Source organism: Actinoplanes sp. CA-030573 (assembly GCF_050951115.1).
Lineage (GTDB): Bacteria > Actinomycetota > Actinomycetes > Mycobacteriales > Micromonosporaceae > Actinoplanes.
On the sequence record NZ_CP192038.1, the window covers coordinates 1,725,432 to 1,741,833 of the forward strand.

The window sequence follows — 16,402 nt, forward strand, 5'->3', positions numbered from 1 at the left end:
GTCCCCCGGAGAAGGGAGACGCCCGGTGAACGCGCTCAGCGGGCGAGGGCCAGCCCGTCCTTGTCGGAGAACTTCCCGACCGCGATCATGATGAAGTCGATGAGCGTCCAGACGCCGAGGCCGCCGAAGGTGATCAGCATCAGGATGCCGGTGCCGACCTTGCCGACGTAAAAGCGGTGAATGCCGAGCGACCCGAGGAAGAAGCAGATCAGCAGGGTGGCGATCCAGGACTTGGTGCCGGTGGCGACGGTCTGGGTGGCGGTCATTATGTGATGTCTCCTCTATTTTGAGAATCGTCGAAAGCGATGCACGATAGCGAGCCGCCGACGGCGTACGCAAGATCGCGGCTCGTTTGTGTTATGGCGGTCCGGGCGGGCCGTCTCCCAGGGGTGTCGATAACCGCGAAGCCCGTCTGGGGCAGTGCATTGGTCGTCCTGGTGCTCGCCGGCGCGGCGGTCGGCGTCCGGCTGGCCGGGTCATCGCCGACGAGCCCGGAGCCCGTTTCCGATACGGCCGCCGCGATCGCCTCGATCGCCTCGATCGTCCCGACGAGTGCGGCGCCGCCCGCGAAACCGAGCCCGGAAACCGCAAAGACCACGACGCCGGCGAAAAGCGAGACGCCCCGGAAACCGGCCGCAACCAACGGCTGGATCCCGGTCGACCAGGCGGCCTGGCAGAAGCAGGTCGCGAACTTCAAGGCCCGGCCGGTCGACCCGGTCCCGAACGGCGTCGGCAACCTTCCCGAGTTCCGCGCCGACTGCACCTACAGCCACCGCCGCGCCGACGACCCGATCGTCTTTCCCGGCCTGCCGGGCGCCTCGCACATGCATTCGTTCGTGGGCAACAAGGCGGTCGATGCCGACACCACCGCCGAGGACCTGACCCGGTTCACGGCCTCCACCTGCAAGCCGGCCGTCGACCATTCCTCGTACTGGGTGCCGACGCTCTACGACGCGGCCACCGGCAAACCGGTCGAGACCACCGGCTTCCGGGTCTATTACCGATCGATCCGCGGCAATTCGCGGGGCACGATGCCGATTCCCGCCGGGCTGCGGATGATCGCCGGCGACGCCAAGAAGAAGGTGCCGACCCCGCGCGGCGCCCAGGGCCAGTTCTATTGCGCCTTCTACGGGCCGGGCGACCTCGACGGCATCGCCCGCAGCACGAACGGCAACTGGCCGATCTGCGGCGAGCCGGCCACCCTGCATTTCATGCTGCAGTTCCCGGACTGCTGGGACGGCAAGCACCTGGACAGCCCCAACCACAAGGACCACGTCGCCTTCGGGACGGAGAACGGCTGCCCGGCCGGCCATCCGGTGCGGATTCCGGCGCTCACCTTCGACATCCAGTACGGGGTGAAGGGCACCAAGCAGGGCTACTACCTGTCTTCCGACCCGACCGGCCGGAGCGCCTCGTCGATGCACGGCGACGCGTTCCTGGTGTGGGACGCCGACGCCATGAACAAGCGCACGAAGGACTGCGTGGTCCAGCGCCGCACCTGCGACAACAACGGCTACCTGCATTGAAGGGGGCCGGCCGGCGCCTACGATGGCCGGAGGAGGGACGGCCATGACGATTGATCTCGAAGCCATCGCGGCCGAGCGTGACCGCATCCGCGACGACTATCTCCGGCCGCCGGACGGGCGCCCGCCGACCAGCGCCCGCGGCCTGCACCACTTCGCGCTGATCTGCTCGGACGTGCGGCGGACGATCGAGTTCTACCAAGGGGTGCTCGAGTTCCCGCTCACCGAGATCTTCGAGAACCGGGACTACCCGGGCTCCAACCATTTCTTCTTCGACATCGGCAACGGCAACCTGCTGGCATTCTTCGACCTGCCGGGTCTCGATCTCGGCCCGTACGCGGAGGTCCTCGGCGGATTGCACCACCTCGCCATCTCGGTGACGCCGGAGAGATGGCAGCACCTGCGGGAGCGGCTCGTCGCCGCGAACGTGCCGCACGAGGTGGAGAGCGGCACGTCGATCTACTTCCGGGACCCGGACGGCGCCCGGCTCGAGCTGCTGGCCGATCCGCTGGGCGAGATGTACGGCGCGAAGGTCCTGTAGAGCCCGGCCGGGGTCCCGGAAGACCCCGGCCGGGGGACGGCTCAGCCCACGACCGAGCGCAGCGGGATGCGAGCCGCGCGCAGGTCGCCGACCAGGTCCCGCAGGAACGGGTGCTCGTCGAACGAGAGACCCTGCGGGTTGGGAATGGTCAGGTACGCCGAGTCGCCGACGACCGCGGCCGTGGCGGTGCCGGTGTACCGGGCGACCAGGCGCTGCGTCCGGCCGAGGTCGGCCGCGGCGACCTGGATGCGGGCCGGCCGCCACTTGCCGCCGAGGTTGGCCGGGGCCGGAAGCGCCGCCGCGGTCGCGCGGGCCGGGTCGACGCCCGGTGCGCGCAGCGGTGACGGGGCCGGCGCGGCCGGGTACAGCAGCGCGTTGGCGACCAGCTGCAGGCCGCTCTCGTTGTAGCCGCGGAACAGCGGGTTGAAGGCGAACAGCACGGCGTGCCCGGCGCCGGTCGGCTCGTCGACCACGACCGCCGTGCCCTTGAGCAGGTCGGCGTCCACGGTGTAGCCGTTGTGCCAGAACGTGTCGCCGCCCGGGTAGGTCAGCACGTTGGCGCCGGTCGTGCTCGGGTTGAGGATCGGGTCGTCGTTGTTGAACTCGAAGTCCTCGGCCGGGCGGCCGTGCGCGACCGGGTTGGTGGTGTCGGCGTCGACCCGCAGGTGCGAGCCGATCACCAGGTAGTCGTCGGGCTTGGCCTTCTCGGTGGTGGAGGTGAGGCCGGCGGACCGGGCGACCCGGGTGCCCTCGTTGCGCAACCCGATGTAGGTGCGGCCGGAGGCGATCCAGTTCCGCAGGTTCGCCTGCCCGGTCGCGGTGAGACCGCCGGTCGCGCTGCTGCCGTCGGGGACGATCAGCACCGTACGCGCGGAGAACGCGGCCGTGTTGTCGTTGATGTCGGCCGTGGTGACGGGCGTCAGGCTCAGGCCCCACCGCTGACCGAGCACGTAACGGGCCTCGCCGTAGGAGCCCGACGTCGTGGAGATGCCGGTGCCCCGGAACAGCCCGACGTCGGGAAGGGCGATCGCGGCCCCGGCGGCCGGGCGGCGCGACGGGGTCAGGTCGACGCCGAGTGAGCGGGCGAGCCGGTCGACGGCCGGCGTCACGGCGGCGGCCGGCACCTCGGCGCGGCCGGCGTCGCGGGTCACGGCGACACCCTGCCCCAGAAGCTGGAAGGTCAGCTGGGCGGCGGAGGCGGAGTCCATCGGGAAGGAGTACGAGCCGTGGCGCGGAGCTGATCCCGTACGGCCGCCGGAGATGGTTCTGACCCGGACGGCGCGTGGGCGAAGGTCGTCGCCGGTGTAGATCGTGTCGATGCCCATCAGGAGCGGGTTGCTCCACGAGGACACGTCGTAGAAGTAGGGGAACGGGACGTAGGGGTCCTCGCCCAGCGTCGCCTGGATCCAGTGCTTCTGCGGCTGGTCCATCGGGATCCAGTAGGCGCCGGCCGGCACCTTGACGCCGGTGCCGGTGCGGCCGCCGAAGATGTGCGCGTGCGGCACGGTGAGCGGCTTGGTCACCCGGTAGACCTCGACGTCCATCCGGCGCAGCCGCTCGACCAGCCGGCGCACGTCCCCGAGCTGACGGCCGGGCATCAGGAAGTACGACTTGATCTTGATGTCCGGTACCGGGAACTGGACCTCGTTCTCGGGCTGGACCACCTCGTTCGGCTCGAGCGCGCCGGCCCGTCCCTCGGCCAGCGCGTCCGACCAGATCTGGTAGTAGCCGTTCAGCACCTCTCGCTTGTGGGCGGCGGCCCAGCCGAGCGTCGCCCACTGCGTGGTGAACTGCTGCTGTACCCGATCCTGGACGGCGGAGGCGCTGCCTTTCTCGTACGTCATACCGGCCGCTCCGAAGCCGGTGGACGGAACCGTGTCGCCGTATCCCATGTAGAACAGGTCATAGGTGTCGTAGTTGAAGTAGCACTCGGTGTTCACGGTGTCGGTGCAGGCGCCGTTGTATCCGAAGGCGGCCGCGTTCGCCGCGCCGATCCGATTGATCCAGTCGACCGGCTGATCGGCGATCTCGTGGTGGATCGGGTCCGCGTTCGGCGGGAAGAAATACTGCCGGCCGCCCATCTCGTGCGCGTCGATGAAGACCTGCGGCGGGTATCGGCGCAGCAGCTCCAGCTTGCTGTCGGTCTCCGGTTGTGTACGCGCGAACCAGTCCCGGTTGAGGTCGAAGCCGAACTCGTTCTGCCGCCGGGCCGCGTCCCGCCCGTCCGGGTTCTGGGTCGGCAGGATCACGGTGATCAGGTTGTCGTTCCGGTCGCGCACCGCGCACGAGAGCCCGGCCGCCAGCTCGTACAGGGTCTTGAGGGAGGCGTCGGCCCCGCTCGTCTCGCCGCCGTGCACGTTACCGGCGATCCAGACGATGGCCGGCCCGTCCCTGGCGATCCGGCGCGCCTGCCCTACGCTCAGCGTGCGCGGATCCCGCAGGGCGCGGATCGCGTCGAGCGTGCGGCGGTCGACCCGCTTGCCGGCGACGACCGCGTACCGCAGCGGCTGGCCGAGCACGCTGGTGCCCATCGTCCCGGTGACGACGCGGTCCGAGGCCTGATCGACCGCGCTCAGATAGCCGCGGATCTCGGCGTTGGTGACGACCCGCTGCTGGCCGGCCCCGAGCGGGAAGCCGAGGTAGCTTTCCGGGCTCGGGACCGAACCGAGGTAGGTCGGGTCGGTGGTGCACGAGCCCGGGCGGGGCGTGGCGCTCGCCGGGTCGCCGGTCAGAAGTGGAGTAAGCGCGGCCGCAAGCACGACCACCATCGCGGCTCTGGAGATTTCCGGAATTCGCATCGCGTCCCCGTCCCACATCCGGGAAATTTGACGCGCTCAATGTATCGACGATCGTCTCAGCAGTGGTAGGTCTTCACCGGCCGCCGAGGCGGGCGCGCAGGTCGGACTTCAGCACCTTGCCGACCTTGGAACGCGGCAGGTCGTCCCAGATCTCGATCTGCTTCGGGGCCTTCACGCTGCCGATCCGCGCCTTCACGAACGCCGCCACCTCCTCCTTGTCGGCCGTCGCCCCGGCGCGCAGCTGCAGGATCGCGGTCACCCGCTCGCCCCACTTGTCGTCCGGCAGGCCGATCACCGCGCAGTCCTGCACCGCCGGGTGCTGCATCAGCGCCTGCTCGACCTCGGTCGAGTAGACGTTGAAGCCGCCGGTGATCACCATGTCCTTGGCCCGGTCCACGATGAACAGGTAGTTGTCCTCGTCGAGGTAGCCGATGTCGCCGGTGTGGTGCCAGCCGTGCGCCGAGGCGGCCGCGGTCGCCGCCGGGTCGCGGTGGTAGCCCCGCATCACCAGCGGGCCCCGGCACACGATCTCACCGGTCCCGCCGCGGGGGAGCAGCGCGCCGTCCGGTCCCATGATGGCCACCGTGACCAGCGGCGACGGGCGGCCGGCCGACGACAGCCGATCCCGGGCGACGCTTCCGTCGGGCCGGTAGTGGTCGGCCGGCGCCATCGTCGAGATCATCATGGGCGCCTCGGTCTGGCCGAACAGCTGCGCCATCGGGCCGATCCGGCGCAGCGCCTCCTCGAGCCGGGCCGCGGACATCGGCGCCGCGCCGTACCAGAAGCAGCGCAGCGAGGACTGGTCGGCCTCGTCGAGGCCGGGGTGGGCGAGCACCATGTAGATCAGCGTCGGCGGCAGGAACGTGTGCGTCACCCGGTGCCGCTCGATCAGCGCGAGGAACGCGCCGACGTCCGGCTTGCGCATGATCACGATCTCACCCCCCTTCGCCAGTACGGGGAAGCACAGCACCCCGGCGGCGTGGGTGAGCGGGGCGAGGGCCAGATAGACCGGCCGGTCCGCCCAGGGATAGCTCATCAGCGTGATCGCCGTCATCGCCAGCAGGTTGTCCCCGGTCAGCTCGACGCCCTTGGGCCGCCCGGTCGTCCCGCCGGTGCCGACAATCATGGCGAGGTCGTCCCGGGCCGGCCGATCGACATCGTCGGAGCCGGCGGAGGCGAGGAAATCGTCGAACTCGGTCTCCAGGCACACCAGCGTCCTCAGCTCCGGCAGCTCGGCGCGGATCTTCGCCACCAGCGGGGCGAACGACTCCTGGTAGATCAGCGCGGTGCACCCGAAGAGCGCAAGGAGCTCCCGGTTCTCGTACGCCTCGTTGCGGGGGTTGATCGGGCACCACACCGCGCCCGCCCGGCTGATGCCGAAGACGCAGGTGAAGGCGGTGGGGTCGTTCCCGGAGAGCACCGCCACCCGCTCTCCGGGAACGACTCCGCGGGCGGCCAGCGCCGCCGCGATGCGGAAGCTGAGCCGCCGCACCTCGCCATAGGTCCGGGTCTCACCGTCGGTGCTGAGGCAGGGCGCGCTCGCGTCGAGCGACGCGCCCTTGTCCAGGTAGTCGACCAGTCGCATGACTCAGCGCTCGACCGTGACCGTCGGCTCGCGGACCAGGCCGAAGCTCTCCAGCACGCCGAGCAGCTCGCGGTGGCCGAAGGCCTGGCAGCCGGAGGCGAAACCGACCCGCCGGGGCGGGCGCTGCAGCAGGTGGTACGCGGCGTACGCCTGCATCAGCCCGGTCTGCTTGTAGTTGGAGTTGCCGTAGATGACGCAGTGCGCCCGGCCGAGCGGACCGGAGGCGTGCACGGAGTCGACCGACTTGTTCAGCCGCGGGTTCTCCCGGGGTGGCATCCGGTTCATCACCTGCGCCGCGGTCGCGGTCAGCGCCGCGTACCTCTCCTCGGGGGTCATGTCCTTCGTCGCCTCGACGGCGGCCGACACGATCCGCGGTACGCCGTTCATCAGCGCCCGGTTGAAGACGCCGCCGAGCACCTTGACGTTGGCCACGCGGGGGTCGCTGCGGTACCAGACCGGATGCGAGGTGCCGCCCCAGGGCAGCGCCAGCGCCAGCTCGTGCTGACCGGGCAGCACCAGCTGATAGAGCCCGGCGTCCGGATCCCAGGGCTCGTAACGGTTCTGCTCGAGCCGGTACGCGCCCGAGGTCGCCGCGTTGACCAGGATCGTGAGCGTGGAAGCGATCGTCGGGCTCCCGCCCCAGAAGACGGCGATGTCCAGCGTGTCCAGTCCCGGCTTCTCCAGGCACAGCTCGGCCGCGATCTCGCCGGTCGTGTACATCTGCGCGACGCCCGGCGCCAGCAGCAGCCCGGCGGCGGCGAAGTCACCGCCGTACTTCTCGTCGCAGGTGATCATCCAGTCCTGCTCGCCGGTGGTGTCCAGGTAGTGCGTGCCGGCGGCCAGGCACGCCTCGGCGACCTCCGGCCCGTACACGCTGAACGGCCCGACGGTGTTGCAGACGACCGACGAGCCGCGGAACAGCTCGGTGAGCGCCTTGGTGTCGTGGGCGACCTCGACGATCTCGTAGTCCGCGGTCTCGATGCCGGCCACGTTCTCGTGCATCGACTGCTTGAGCTTGGCGGCGTCGCGGCCGGCCGCCACGAACGGGACGTTGTACTCGCGCAGGTACTCGCAGATCAGCCGGCCGGTGTAGCCGGACGCGCCGTAGACGACGACGGGCTTGCCGGCCATCTCACATCCCCATTCCGCCGTCGACCGGCAGGCCCACGCCATTGATGAAGCGGGCCGCGTCGGAGGCGAGGAAGACCACGGCGTCGGCCATGTCGCCGACCTCGCCCAGCCGGCCGGACGGGGTGAGCTCGACGACGGCGCCGACCGCCTCCTCGGGCGAGCCGAACAACCCGAGCCGGGCGACGTCGAGGGCGAGCCCGGCGCCCATCGCGGTGGGGACGAGACCGGGATAGATGCAGTTCACCCGTACGCCGTAGCCCAGCTTGCCGGACTCCATGGCAGCCACCCGGGTCAGCCGGTCGACGCCGGACTTGGTGGCCGAGTACACCGAGATGCCGGGGAACGCGATGGTCGCCGCGACCGACGCCACGTTGATGACGACGCCACCGGCGCCGGCCGCGCCGCCCGGGCGCATGGCCCGGAACGCGTGCTTGATGCCGAGCGCGGTGCCGAGCAGGTTGACGTCGAGCATCTTGCGGACCGCGGCCGGCTCGAGGTCGACGATGAGGCTGGTGATCTCGACGCCGGCGTTGTTGACCACGATGTCGAGCCCGCCCAGGATGCCGATCGCCTGCGTGACCGCCGCCGCCCAGTTGTCGTCGTCGGTCACGTCGAGGTGGACGAAGCCGCCGGTGCCGCCGAGCGACTCGGCGACCTTGGGGCCGAGGTCGTCCTGCAGGTCGGCGACGACGACGCTCGCCCCGGCGTCGGCGAGTGCGCGGGCCATGCCTTCGCCCAGTCCCTGGGCCCCGCCGGTGACGAGGGCCCGGCGGCCGGTGAGATCGATCTGTGCCATGGCGGCTCCCTTCGTGAGACCTACATCACATGCCTCCGCTTGACAGTTGTCAAGAATTCTTTGGACGCTTGTCAAGCTCCGTAGGATGAGGCTGTGACTGCGACCCGACCGGTCGACAAGTTCGACCGCCGCCGCGATGAGCTCGCCGAGAGCGCGCTGCTCACCCTGGGCGAGATGGGGTACGCGCGGGCCAGCCTCCGCGAGATCGCCGGCAACTCGCCGTTCAGCCACGGCGTCGTGCACTACTACTTCCAGGACAAGCTGGAGCTGGTGATCTACAGCGTCCGCCACTACAAGGCGCGCTGCGTGACCCGCTACGACGCCGTGGTGCGCGACTCGGCCTCGGCCGGGGCTCTGGTCGAGGCCTTCGCGGCCAAGCTGGCACAGACCATCCGCGAGGAGGCGCCCATGCACCGCCTCTGGTACGACCTGCGCACGCAGAGCATGTTCGAGGAGGCGCTGCGCACCGCGATCACCGAGATCGACGCGGCGCTGGAGGCGATGATCTGGCGGGTGATCGAGCGGTACGCGACCCTGTCCGGCCGTCCGCCGGCGGTGACCCCGGCGGTCGCGTACGGCATGCTCGACGGCCTGTTCCAGCAGGCGCTCCTGGCCTACACCGCCGGCGGCGAGCCCGTCCTCGACGGCTTGACCACCCAGGTGCGCGCGGTTCTCCCGCTGCTGGTCGCCCCCGCCGCCGCGGCACCAGCCCCGCTCTGACCGGCAGCCCCGCTTCGACCGGCAGCCGCGTTTTGACCGGCACCCCCGCTTTGACCGGCACCGGGAACGCCACCGCAGTCAGCCGCGCCGGCGGCGCTGGAGCCGGGACGCGATCTCCAGCTCGAACGCGAACGGCTCGGCGGAGGCCAGGACCTCGCCCGGCCCCGCGACCGCTCGCGGCTTGTAGTGATCGCCGCTCAGCCGGCTCAGGTGCAGCTCCACCGAGTCGTGCGGCTGTTCCACCCGCAGGTACCACCCGATTCCGGCCGCCGCGTAGAGCTGTGGTTTGAGCAGCCGGTCGGTTCCGGCGTTGCTCGGCGAGACCACCTCGATGACGAGCTTGGCCTCCGCGGCCTCGACCGTCGTGCCGGCGTCGTCGGTGTCGGCCACGACGAGGTCCGGCTGCAGGATGCGCCCGCCGGCCAGCCGGAGATTGACGTCCTGCAGCACCAGCAGGCCGGCCCGCTCGGCGGCGTCGTAGAGGCCCATCGCGAGCAGAAACACGATGTGCTGATGACGCTTGCTCGGCGCGGGGCTCACCCAGAGGCTTCCATCGATCAGCTCGATCCGGTTCGCGGTCTCTCCGAGCGCGAAGTACTCGTCCTCGCTCCACGGCTCCGGGTGTTCCAGCATTGCCACGCTCATCGGATCGCCTCACCTCTCGGCGGATGCTGTCCTAAGCGTGCCACGTCGGGCCCCGCTGTCATATCGGGATGAGTATTGTCACCAAGCAAGATGGCACGCGACAATCCTTCGCGTCAAGCCGCGATCGGGCCGCTGCGGCCGGCGGCATAGGCTGCGGGCATGCGGGTTGCGTTCGCCAGTGACGACGAGAACGAGACCACCCGGGCGGTCGTCGCCGCCCTCGTCGAGGATGGGCATGCGGTTGTCCGGCCGGACAAGGCGGAGAGCTGGCCCGATCTCGGCCGGTTCGTCGGGCGGGCCGTCGTCGAGGGCCGGGCCGACTACGGCGTGGTCATGTGCTGGACCGGCACCGGCACCGCGATCGCCGCCAACAAGGTGCCCGGGGTTCGGGCCGCTCTCGCCTGGGATCCCTGGATCGCGCGCGGCGCCCGGCTCTGGAACGACGCGAACGTGCTGGCCATGAGCCTCAAACGACTGGCGCCGGACGTGGCGGTCGAGGTGCTGCGCGCGTTCCTGGCCACGTCCGGGCCGGACCCGGACGAGGCCGCGAACATCGCCGCGATCGAGAACGTGGCCGAGACCTGAGTCAGGCCGCCTTGCCCGGCTGCAGGACCCGGATCGCGTTGCCGGACGGGTCACGCAGGCCCATGTCGGTGCCGTAGAAGTGGTCGGCGGGCTCCTGCGTGAAGTCGGTGAAACCACGCGACTTCAGGCTCTCGTACAGGCCCCGGACGTCGTCGCAGTCGAGGACCAGGCCGTTGAGCGCGCCCTTGGTGACCAGCTCGCGCAGCTGCTCGGCCGTCGCCTCGTCGTGCAGCGGCGGGCCCGGCTGCTCGAGCTGGATCTCGGTGCCGCCCTCGCCCGGGACGCGCACGGTCAGCCAGCGGTAGGAGCCCTGCTGGACGTCGTTGCCCTTCTCGAGCCCGAGCATGCCGACGTAGAAATCGAGCGCCTCCTCCTTGTCGAGGACGTAGATCGAGGTGACGTTCAGCTTGGTGATCATCTCGCGCTTTCCTTTCCCGTACGGTGGGGACCGCGCCAGGCTACGAAAGCCGGCCCGGGAAAAGCTTCTCCGGAACTGCTCGATCGGCGCGCGGGCGGGTGTTCGCCATCTGGACGCAGCCGGGCACGACGACCGGCCCGTTGCCGCGCCGGTAGGCCGACGGCGACTCCCCGACGATCTCCCGGAACGTCCGGCTGAACGTGCCGAGGCTGGTGAAGCCCACGGCCGAGCACACGTCGGTGACGCTGCGGCCGGTCTCCCGGAGCAGGAACATCGACCGCTCGATCCGCCGCCGCTGCAGGTAGCGATGCGGCGTCTCGCCGAACACCACGCGGAAGCAGCGGCTGAAGTGCGCCACCGACATGTACGCCACGGACGCGATGGCCGCCACGTCGAGCGGCTCGGCGTACGCGCGATCGATCGCGTCCCGCGCACGCAGCAGGCGCCGGTTCAGCTCCTCGACCTCACGGCTCACGCCGCCATGGTAGGGAACGTCACCGCGGGCAGGCGCCGAAGTGTGCCGGCCCGGTGGTGCGCAGCAGGCGAGTGGCCAGCGTCTCGGCCGCCACGCCCCGGCCGATCGCCAGTCCCGCCTGGTTGCTGAACTCGAAGTGCTGGCCGCCGAAGACCCGCGACCGGCCGGCCTCGGCCGCGGCCGCCGAGAAGCCCGGGTATGCACGCGGCGTCCCGCCCGGCGCCGAGTCGGTGGCGAGGCGGAACGGGATCGCGTCGGCGCAGAAGAAGCCCTGCAGCACCGCGGCGCCCGCTCCGCTGTACGAGCTGTGCCCGGAGACGTACTCCGGGGTGCCGCCCACCGAGCCGGCGCGGGCGGTCCAGGCCGGATCGGCGGCCGTCGACGGGTTGCCGTCGGTGTCGGCCTCGCGGATCGCCGTCGTGGGACGCCAGTGCTGGTAGCGGAACTTGGTCGCCACGGTCGTCACGGTCGTGTCGGCCAGCGCCATGGTCAGCAGGGCGGTCAGCCGGGCCTGCTCGGTCAGCGGCAGCCGGCGGTCGCCGGCGACGGTGAGCGCGATCCGCAGCCATTCCCCGGGCGGCTGGTCGGACCCGGCCGGCAGCGACCAGAACTGGAACGTGGCCAGCAGGTCGGGCGCCGGAAGGGCGGCATTGCCTAGCACGGCCACCTCGGCGAACGCGGCCGCGTACGGAACCGACTCCAGCGCCGGCGGCGGTCCCGGGACGTACCGGCCGGGATCGGCCACCGCGAACGGCCGGACGTTGCGGTACTGCACGCCCGGCCACGCGGCGCGGAAGACGCCCGGACCGGCGCCGGCCGGCTGGGTCTCGACCGGCGTGGACCCGTCGCCGGCGCGGGCGGCCACCACGAGCTCGCCGACCCGGGCACCCCAGGCCGCCCCGCGGGTCACGTCGCGGCCGTCGCCGAGCCGGGCCAGGCCGGCGGCGAGTGCGGCGTCGTAGTCGGCGACCCGGGCCGGGTCCAGCCGGGTCAGCACGGCGTTCGCCGCGGCCGCGGCGGCGGCCTGCTCGTCACCGTTGCGCGGCCCGGCTCCCGGCACCAGGGCGGGCGCCCGCGACGCCCGGCCGCGGGCGCTCTCGATCCCGTTGACGGCGTCGTACATCGCGACGTCGACCATCGCGTAGAGGCGGGCGGCGTCGGCGTCGCTCGCCCGGGTCGTCCGCACCACGTTCAGGGCGAGCTCGTTCCAGGACCGGACGGCGTCGATGTCGACCCGGGTCGCGCCGGCGGTCGACGGGACTCCGAGCCCGGCGGTGACCAGGCCGAGAACGACGGCGAACAACAGCTTCCGCACCACGATGATCGCCCCCCACGGCGAGACGGCTGTATCGCAGTACGGTGCGCCATCGTGGCCGGTCCCGGCATCGCACTGTAGGAAATCGGACGGTGCGCGGTGGGCGGTGCGCGGTGCCCGGTGCCCGGTGCCCGGTGTGCGGTCAGGTCCGGGCGGGCCACCGCAGGGCCGCGAAAGCGCGGTCGACGACGTCGGCCAGGTCGTCGGCGCCGTTGCCGCCCGCCCATTCGTCGATCGCCACGGCCAGCGTGCTGAGCGCGGCCGCGGCCAGCACCTGGCGGTGGAACGCCGGTGGCGGATCGTCGCGGTCGGCGATCGCGGCCGCGAAGATCTCGCGGGTCGTGCGCTGCGACTCTATCTGCCGGGCCCGCAGTGCCGGCTCGCCCAGGATGAGGCGGGCGCGGCTCAGGATCGTCGCCTGTTCCGCCGCCGGCATCGCCCGCAGGGCACCGACCAGCGCGCGACGGATCGCGGTGAGCGGCTCCTCGGCCGCCGGCCGGGACCGGATCAGCTCGGCGATCATCGGGTCGTAGTCGTCGTTCTCCACGACCGCCGGTTTGCTCGGGAAGTACCGGAAGAAGGTCATGTGCGAGACGCCGGCGGCGGCCGCGATCTCCTCGACCGTGGTGGCCTCGTACCCCTTGGCCTGGAACAAGCGCAGCGCGTGCTCCTGGATGCGCCGCCGCGTCTCGGTCTTCTTGCGCTCGCGCAGTCCGCTCACGCCGCGGCCAAGGCCGGTTGCGGTGTGCCCAGGGTCCGGCTGAACCAGGCCCGCAGGCGGTCGGCGTCGCCGCGACAGGCGAGGTGCGCGTCCGGGCGTACGAGGTAGGTCTGGTCGACACCGGCGCAGCGCAGCGTGACGACGGCGGTGTCGCCCAGGTGGCGCCGGGCGACGCGGGCAGCGGTCTCGTCGCCGGTCAGCACCGCCCACCGGCCGCCCAGCTCGGCGTGCAGCCGGGTCGGCGACCCGTCGGCGCGGATGCACGGCCGGTCCGGAATCCGGTCGCCCTCGTAGGGACCCCGCCCGATCCGGGGGTACGCCGACCCCAGCGGCCCGGCCTTATAGGACACCCGCAGTTGCGAGGACGCCTCGGTGATGAGGCGTTGCACGAAGGGGCGATTCATCAGCGGCACCACCACATGATCGCGCATCAGCCGCTCGATGACGGTGCGGCCGAGCATCACCCGGGTCATCGAGCTGGTGTTGCCGAGCACCTCTTCGGCGATCGGCCGGCGCTCGGCCTCGTACGTGTCCAGCAGCGTCTCGTCGGCGTGCCCGCGTTCGACCAGCGCGAGCTTCCAGGCCAGGTTCTCGGCGTCGCCCATCCCGGTGTTCATGCCCTGGCCGCCCATCGGGCTGTGGATGTGCGCGGCGTCGCCGGCCAGCAGCACCCGGCCCGCCCGGTACGTGTCGGCGAGCCGGCGGTGGATGCGGAACCGGGACGTCCAGGCGAATCCGGTGATCGCGGCGGCGGGCAGGCCGGTGCGCTCCGGCAGCGCCGCGGTGACCAGCGATTCGGGGTCGGCGTCGTCCGCGGTGCCGGCCGGCTCCGGCATGAGAACCCGCCACAGGTCGCCGCCGGGCAGCGGGAACAGGGCGAACATCTGGTCGCCGGCCAGCCAGGTGCTCACCGCGTCGCGCGGCAGCGGCAGGTCGGCGTGCAGGTCGGCGACGATGAACCGCTCGATCAGCGGCACGCCGGGGAAGCCGATGCCGGCCGCCTTGCGAACCTGGCTGTGCGCGCCGTCGCAGCCGACCACCCATCCGGTCGCGGGCAGCTCGGTCAGCGGGTTGTTCCACTCGACCCGGCCGCCGAGCTGGGTCAGCCGGCGCCGCAGCGCGCCCTCGATCTCGGCCTGCGAGATCACCACTCCGGGCCGGCTGACCAGCTTCGTCCGCCCGCCGACCCGCAGCCGGGTGATCTCCGCGCCATCCACATGGATCACCACCGCGCGCATCGGCAGACCGCGTTCGGGCAGGTCGGCGAGCGCGCCGAGCCGGTCGAGCACCTCGACGCCACGCGGCTGCAGGCCGAGGGCCCGGGACGTGGTGGCCAGCCCGGGCGCGGCATCGATGAGCCGGACCGGCACGCCGGCCTCCAGCAGGGCGCACGCCATGACGAGCCCGGTAGGCCCGGCTCCCACCACCAGAACGGACATCGTCTTCCTCCGCCGATGTGTTAGTCAATAAAGATTGTTAGTGACTAACATAAGCCCGCGCGCGGACATCGGCAAGAGGGCTGGTGGCGGTCGGGCTCAGTGATCCCCGTACGTCATTCCGAGCCGACGCCGTTGCTGAATGCCGAGAATCCGGCGGATCTCGTGCGTCTCGCCGTCGGGGTGAGCGTCCAGCAGTGCGTACAGGTCGTTGAGCTCGGCGTGGCTGGTGTAGGTAGCCAGCTCGGCGGCGAGCTGCCGACGACGCCGGCGATCGGCTCTGCGCAGCAGCAGCTCGGCTCGCAGCGTTACCAGACGAAATCGCAACTCCATGGCCGCTCCCGGCCGGCGCGCACAACCGGCTGCCCTGCCGGCGTGGTTTACGTTACGCCCGCCCGCGCCGGGAAGATGATCAATGGTCCGCACCGCCGCGCCCGCCGACGGCTTCGGGCGACGCTCATTCCGCGATCAGCATGCCGGCGAGCTCGAGCGCCCGGGCCGCCGTAGCTCCAGCGCCATGTCCGAATACCGCCAGCTTTCGGCGATGCCAAGCCGCACAGTTGAACGTGACGAAGGAGGCACAGATGACGGCCCGGACGACGATGAAAAGCCCGCTCGGCGACCTGCTGCTGACCGGCGAGGAGACCGCGGACGGCTTCCGGTTGAGGTCGCTCTCCCTAGCCGGCCGCTACTCTTCCCCACCCCGTTACTGGGTGGGGGGAGAATACGGCCCGGGTACGACACCTCCCGGCCGGCAATCCACAGCGGGGCCGTTCGCCGCGGTCGTCCGGCAGCTGGACGCGTACTTCGCCGGCGAGCTGACCCGCTTCGACATGCCGTTCGCCACCACCGGCAGCGACTTCCAGCGCCGCGTCTGGCACGAGCTCGACCGGATCCCGTACGGCACGACCACCACGTACGGCGCCCTGGCCGCGCGCCTCGGGCTGGCCCGCGACCGCGTTCAAGCCCTCGGCGCGGCGATCGGCGCGAACCCGCTGCTGGTGGTGCGTCCGTGCCACCGCGTCATCGGCGCCGACGGCTCGATGCGGGGCTACGCGGGAGGCGTCGCGAACAAGGTGTGGCTGCTCACCCACGAGGGCGCCCTCCAACCGAGCCTGCTCTGAGGACATCATGATCAATGAAGACGAGCTCAACGCGTACGGCTGCGCGCTCACCGGCCCGATCCTCACGCCCGTCGAATGTCGCGAGATCGCCGCGCTCTACGACCAGCCGGCGCGCTTCCGGACGACCGTGGACATGGCCCGCCACCGGTTCGGATCCGGCCAGTACCGGTACTTCACGCACGACCTCCCCGAGCCGGTGCGGCGGCTGCGGGCGGAGCTCTATCCCCGCCTGCTGCCCGTCGCCCGGGACTGGGCGGCCAAGCTCGGAAAGCCCGCACCCTGGCCGGACGAGCTCGACGAGTGGATCGCCCGGTGCCACGCCGCCGGGCAGTCCAAGTCCGCGCAGATCCTGCTGCGCTACCGCCCCGGCGACTGGAACGCCCTGCACCGCGACGTCTTCGGCGACATGCTCTTCCCGCTGCAGGTGGTCGTCGGCCTCGACGCGCCCGGCGCCGACTACACCGGGGGCGAGTTCCTGATGGTGGAGCAGCGGCCGCGAGCGCAGTCCCGGGGTTACCTGGTCTTCCACGACGCCGCGTGACGCTGGCCGGGGGTTGGTAGCGTCATCGCCGCGCGGTGACCAGCGCAT

18 protein-coding genes are annotated in these 16,402 nt (G+C 71.3%); 6 read left to right on the plus strand and 12 right to left on the minus strand.

Annotated elements, in window-relative coordinates; genetic code table 11:
- Nucleotides 1-35: 35 nt before the first annotated feature.
- Nucleotides 36-266: a TM2 domain-containing protein gene (locus tag ACQP2F_RS08055; RefSeq protein WP_433302093.1), complete on the minus strand. Its 231-nt coding sequence runs from the start codon at nt 264-266 to the stop codon at nt 36-38.
- 123 nt (nt 267-389) lie between these two features.
- Between ACQP2F_RS08055 and ACQP2F_RS08060 the strand changes: the two genes are divergently transcribed.
- Nucleotides 390-1,526 (plus strand): DUF1996 domain-containing protein, encoded by a 1,137-nt coding sequence (locus tag ACQP2F_RS08060; RefSeq protein WP_433302094.1) that lies wholly within the window; start codon nt 390-392, stop codon nt 1,524-1,526.
- 43 nt (nt 1,527-1,569) lie between these two features.
- Complete coding sequence (locus tag ACQP2F_RS08065; RefSeq protein ID WP_433302096.1) at nt 1,570-2,064, plus strand: VOC family protein; 495 nt, start codon at nt 1,570-1,572, stop codon at nt 2,062-2,064.
- 41 nt (nt 2,065-2,105) lie between these two features.
- Here the strand turns inward: ACQP2F_RS08065 and ACQP2F_RS08070 are convergent, their stop codons facing one another.
- The 4 genes from ACQP2F_RS08070 to ACQP2F_RS08085 form a co-directional block, all read right to left on the minus strand.
- Nucleotides 2,106-4,862, minus strand: coding sequence for a M14 family zinc carboxypeptidase (locus ACQP2F_RS08070; RefSeq protein WP_433302097.1), 2,757 nt, complete (start codon nt 4,860-4,862; stop codon nt 2,106-2,108).
- 73 nt (nt 4,863-4,935) lie between these two features.
- On the minus strand, nt 4,936-6,447 hold the full coding sequence (locus tag ACQP2F_RS08075) for an acyl-CoA synthetase (RefSeq protein WP_433302099.1): 1,512 nt from the start codon (nt 6,445-6,447) through the stop codon (nt 4,936-4,938).
- Between the two features lie 3 nt (nt 6,448-6,450).
- The gene (locus ACQP2F_RS08080; protein WP_433302101.1) at nt 6,451-7,578 is read right to left on the minus strand and encodes a DUF5938 domain-containing protein; all 1,128 of its coding nucleotides are present in this window, start codon (nt 7,576-7,578) and stop codon (nt 6,451-6,453) included.
- A 1-nt stretch (nt 7,579) separates the two neighbouring features.
- Nucleotides 7,580-8,374, minus strand: coding sequence for an SDR family NAD(P)-dependent oxidoreductase (locus ACQP2F_RS08085; RefSeq protein ID WP_433302103.1), 795 nt, complete (start codon nt 8,372-8,374; stop codon nt 7,580-7,582).
- Nucleotides 8,375-8,467: 93 nt separating this feature from the next.
- Here ACQP2F_RS08085 and ACQP2F_RS08090 point away from each other — a divergent pair, with 93 nt between their 5' ends.
- A complete protein-coding gene (locus ACQP2F_RS08090; protein ID WP_433302105.1) occupies nt 8,468-9,094 on the plus strand; it encodes a TetR/AcrR family transcriptional regulator in 627 nt (208 codons plus the stop codon).
- Nucleotides 9,095-9,172: 78 nt separating this feature from the next.
- On the opposite strand, the gene ACQP2F_RS08095 is transcribed toward ACQP2F_RS08090, so the two are convergent.
- Nucleotides 9,173-9,739, minus strand: a complete 567-nt coding sequence (locus ACQP2F_RS08095; protein WP_433302107.1) for a Uma2 family endonuclease — start codon at nt 9,737-9,739, stop codon at nt 9,173-9,175.
- Between the two features lie 159 nt (nt 9,740-9,898).
- On the opposite strand from ACQP2F_RS08095, the gene ACQP2F_RS08100 reads away from it, so the two are divergent.
- Nucleotides 9,899-10,324, plus strand: a complete 426-nt coding sequence (locus ACQP2F_RS08100) for an RpiB/LacA/LacB family sugar-phosphate isomerase (protein ID WP_433302109.1) — start codon at nt 9,899-9,901, stop codon at nt 10,322-10,324.
- A 1-nt stretch (nt 10,325) separates the two neighbouring features.
- Here the strand turns inward: ACQP2F_RS08100 and ACQP2F_RS08105 are convergent, their stop codons facing one another.
- The 6 genes from ACQP2F_RS08105 to ACQP2F_RS08130 form a co-directional block, all read right to left on the minus strand.
- Entirely contained in the window at nt 10,326-10,742 is a 417-nt protein-coding gene (locus ACQP2F_RS08105) for a VOC family protein (protein WP_433302111.1), read from the minus strand.
- Between the two features lie 40 nt (nt 10,743-10,782).
- On the minus strand, nt 10,783-11,217 hold the full coding sequence (locus ACQP2F_RS08110) for a helix-turn-helix transcriptional regulator (RefSeq protein WP_433302113.1): 435 nt from the start codon (nt 11,215-11,217) through the stop codon (nt 10,783-10,785).
- Between the two features lie 19 nt (nt 11,218-11,236).
- Nucleotides 11,237-12,535: a vanadium-dependent haloperoxidase gene (locus ACQP2F_RS08115; protein ID WP_433302115.1), complete on the minus strand. Its 1,299-nt coding sequence runs from the start codon at nt 12,533-12,535 to the stop codon at nt 11,237-11,239.
- Between the two features lie 139 nt (nt 12,536-12,674).
- A complete protein-coding gene (locus tag ACQP2F_RS08120; protein ID WP_433302117.1) occupies nt 12,675-13,253 on the minus strand; it encodes a TetR family transcriptional regulator in 579 nt (192 codons plus the stop codon).
- Nucleotides 13,250-14,692: an FAD-dependent monooxygenase gene (locus ACQP2F_RS08125; RefSeq protein WP_433302118.1), complete on the minus strand. Its 1,443-nt coding sequence runs from the start codon at nt 14,690-14,692 to the stop codon at nt 13,250-13,252. Before ACQP2F_RS08125 ends, ACQP2F_RS08120 begins: the two co-directional genes overlap by 4 nt.
- A gap of 96 nt (nt 14,693-14,788) precedes the next feature.
- Entirely contained in the window at nt 14,789-15,022 is a 234-nt protein-coding gene (locus ACQP2F_RS08130; protein WP_433302120.1) for a hypothetical protein, read from the minus strand.
- Between the two features lie 251 nt (nt 15,023-15,273).
- Here ACQP2F_RS08130 and ACQP2F_RS08135 point away from each other — a divergent pair, with 251 nt between their 5' ends.
- On the plus strand, nt 15,274-15,813 hold the full coding sequence (locus ACQP2F_RS08135) for a methylated-DNA--[protein]-cysteine S-methyltransferase (RefSeq protein ID WP_433302122.1): 540 nt from the start codon (nt 15,274-15,276) through the stop codon (nt 15,811-15,813).
- Between the two features lie 7 nt (nt 15,814-15,820).
- Nucleotides 15,821-16,354: a 2OG-Fe(II) oxygenase gene (locus ACQP2F_RS08140; protein WP_433302124.1), complete on the plus strand. Its 534-nt coding sequence runs from the start codon at nt 15,821-15,823 to the stop codon at nt 16,352-16,354.
- The last annotated feature ends 48 nt before the right edge of the window (nt 16,355-16,402 follow it).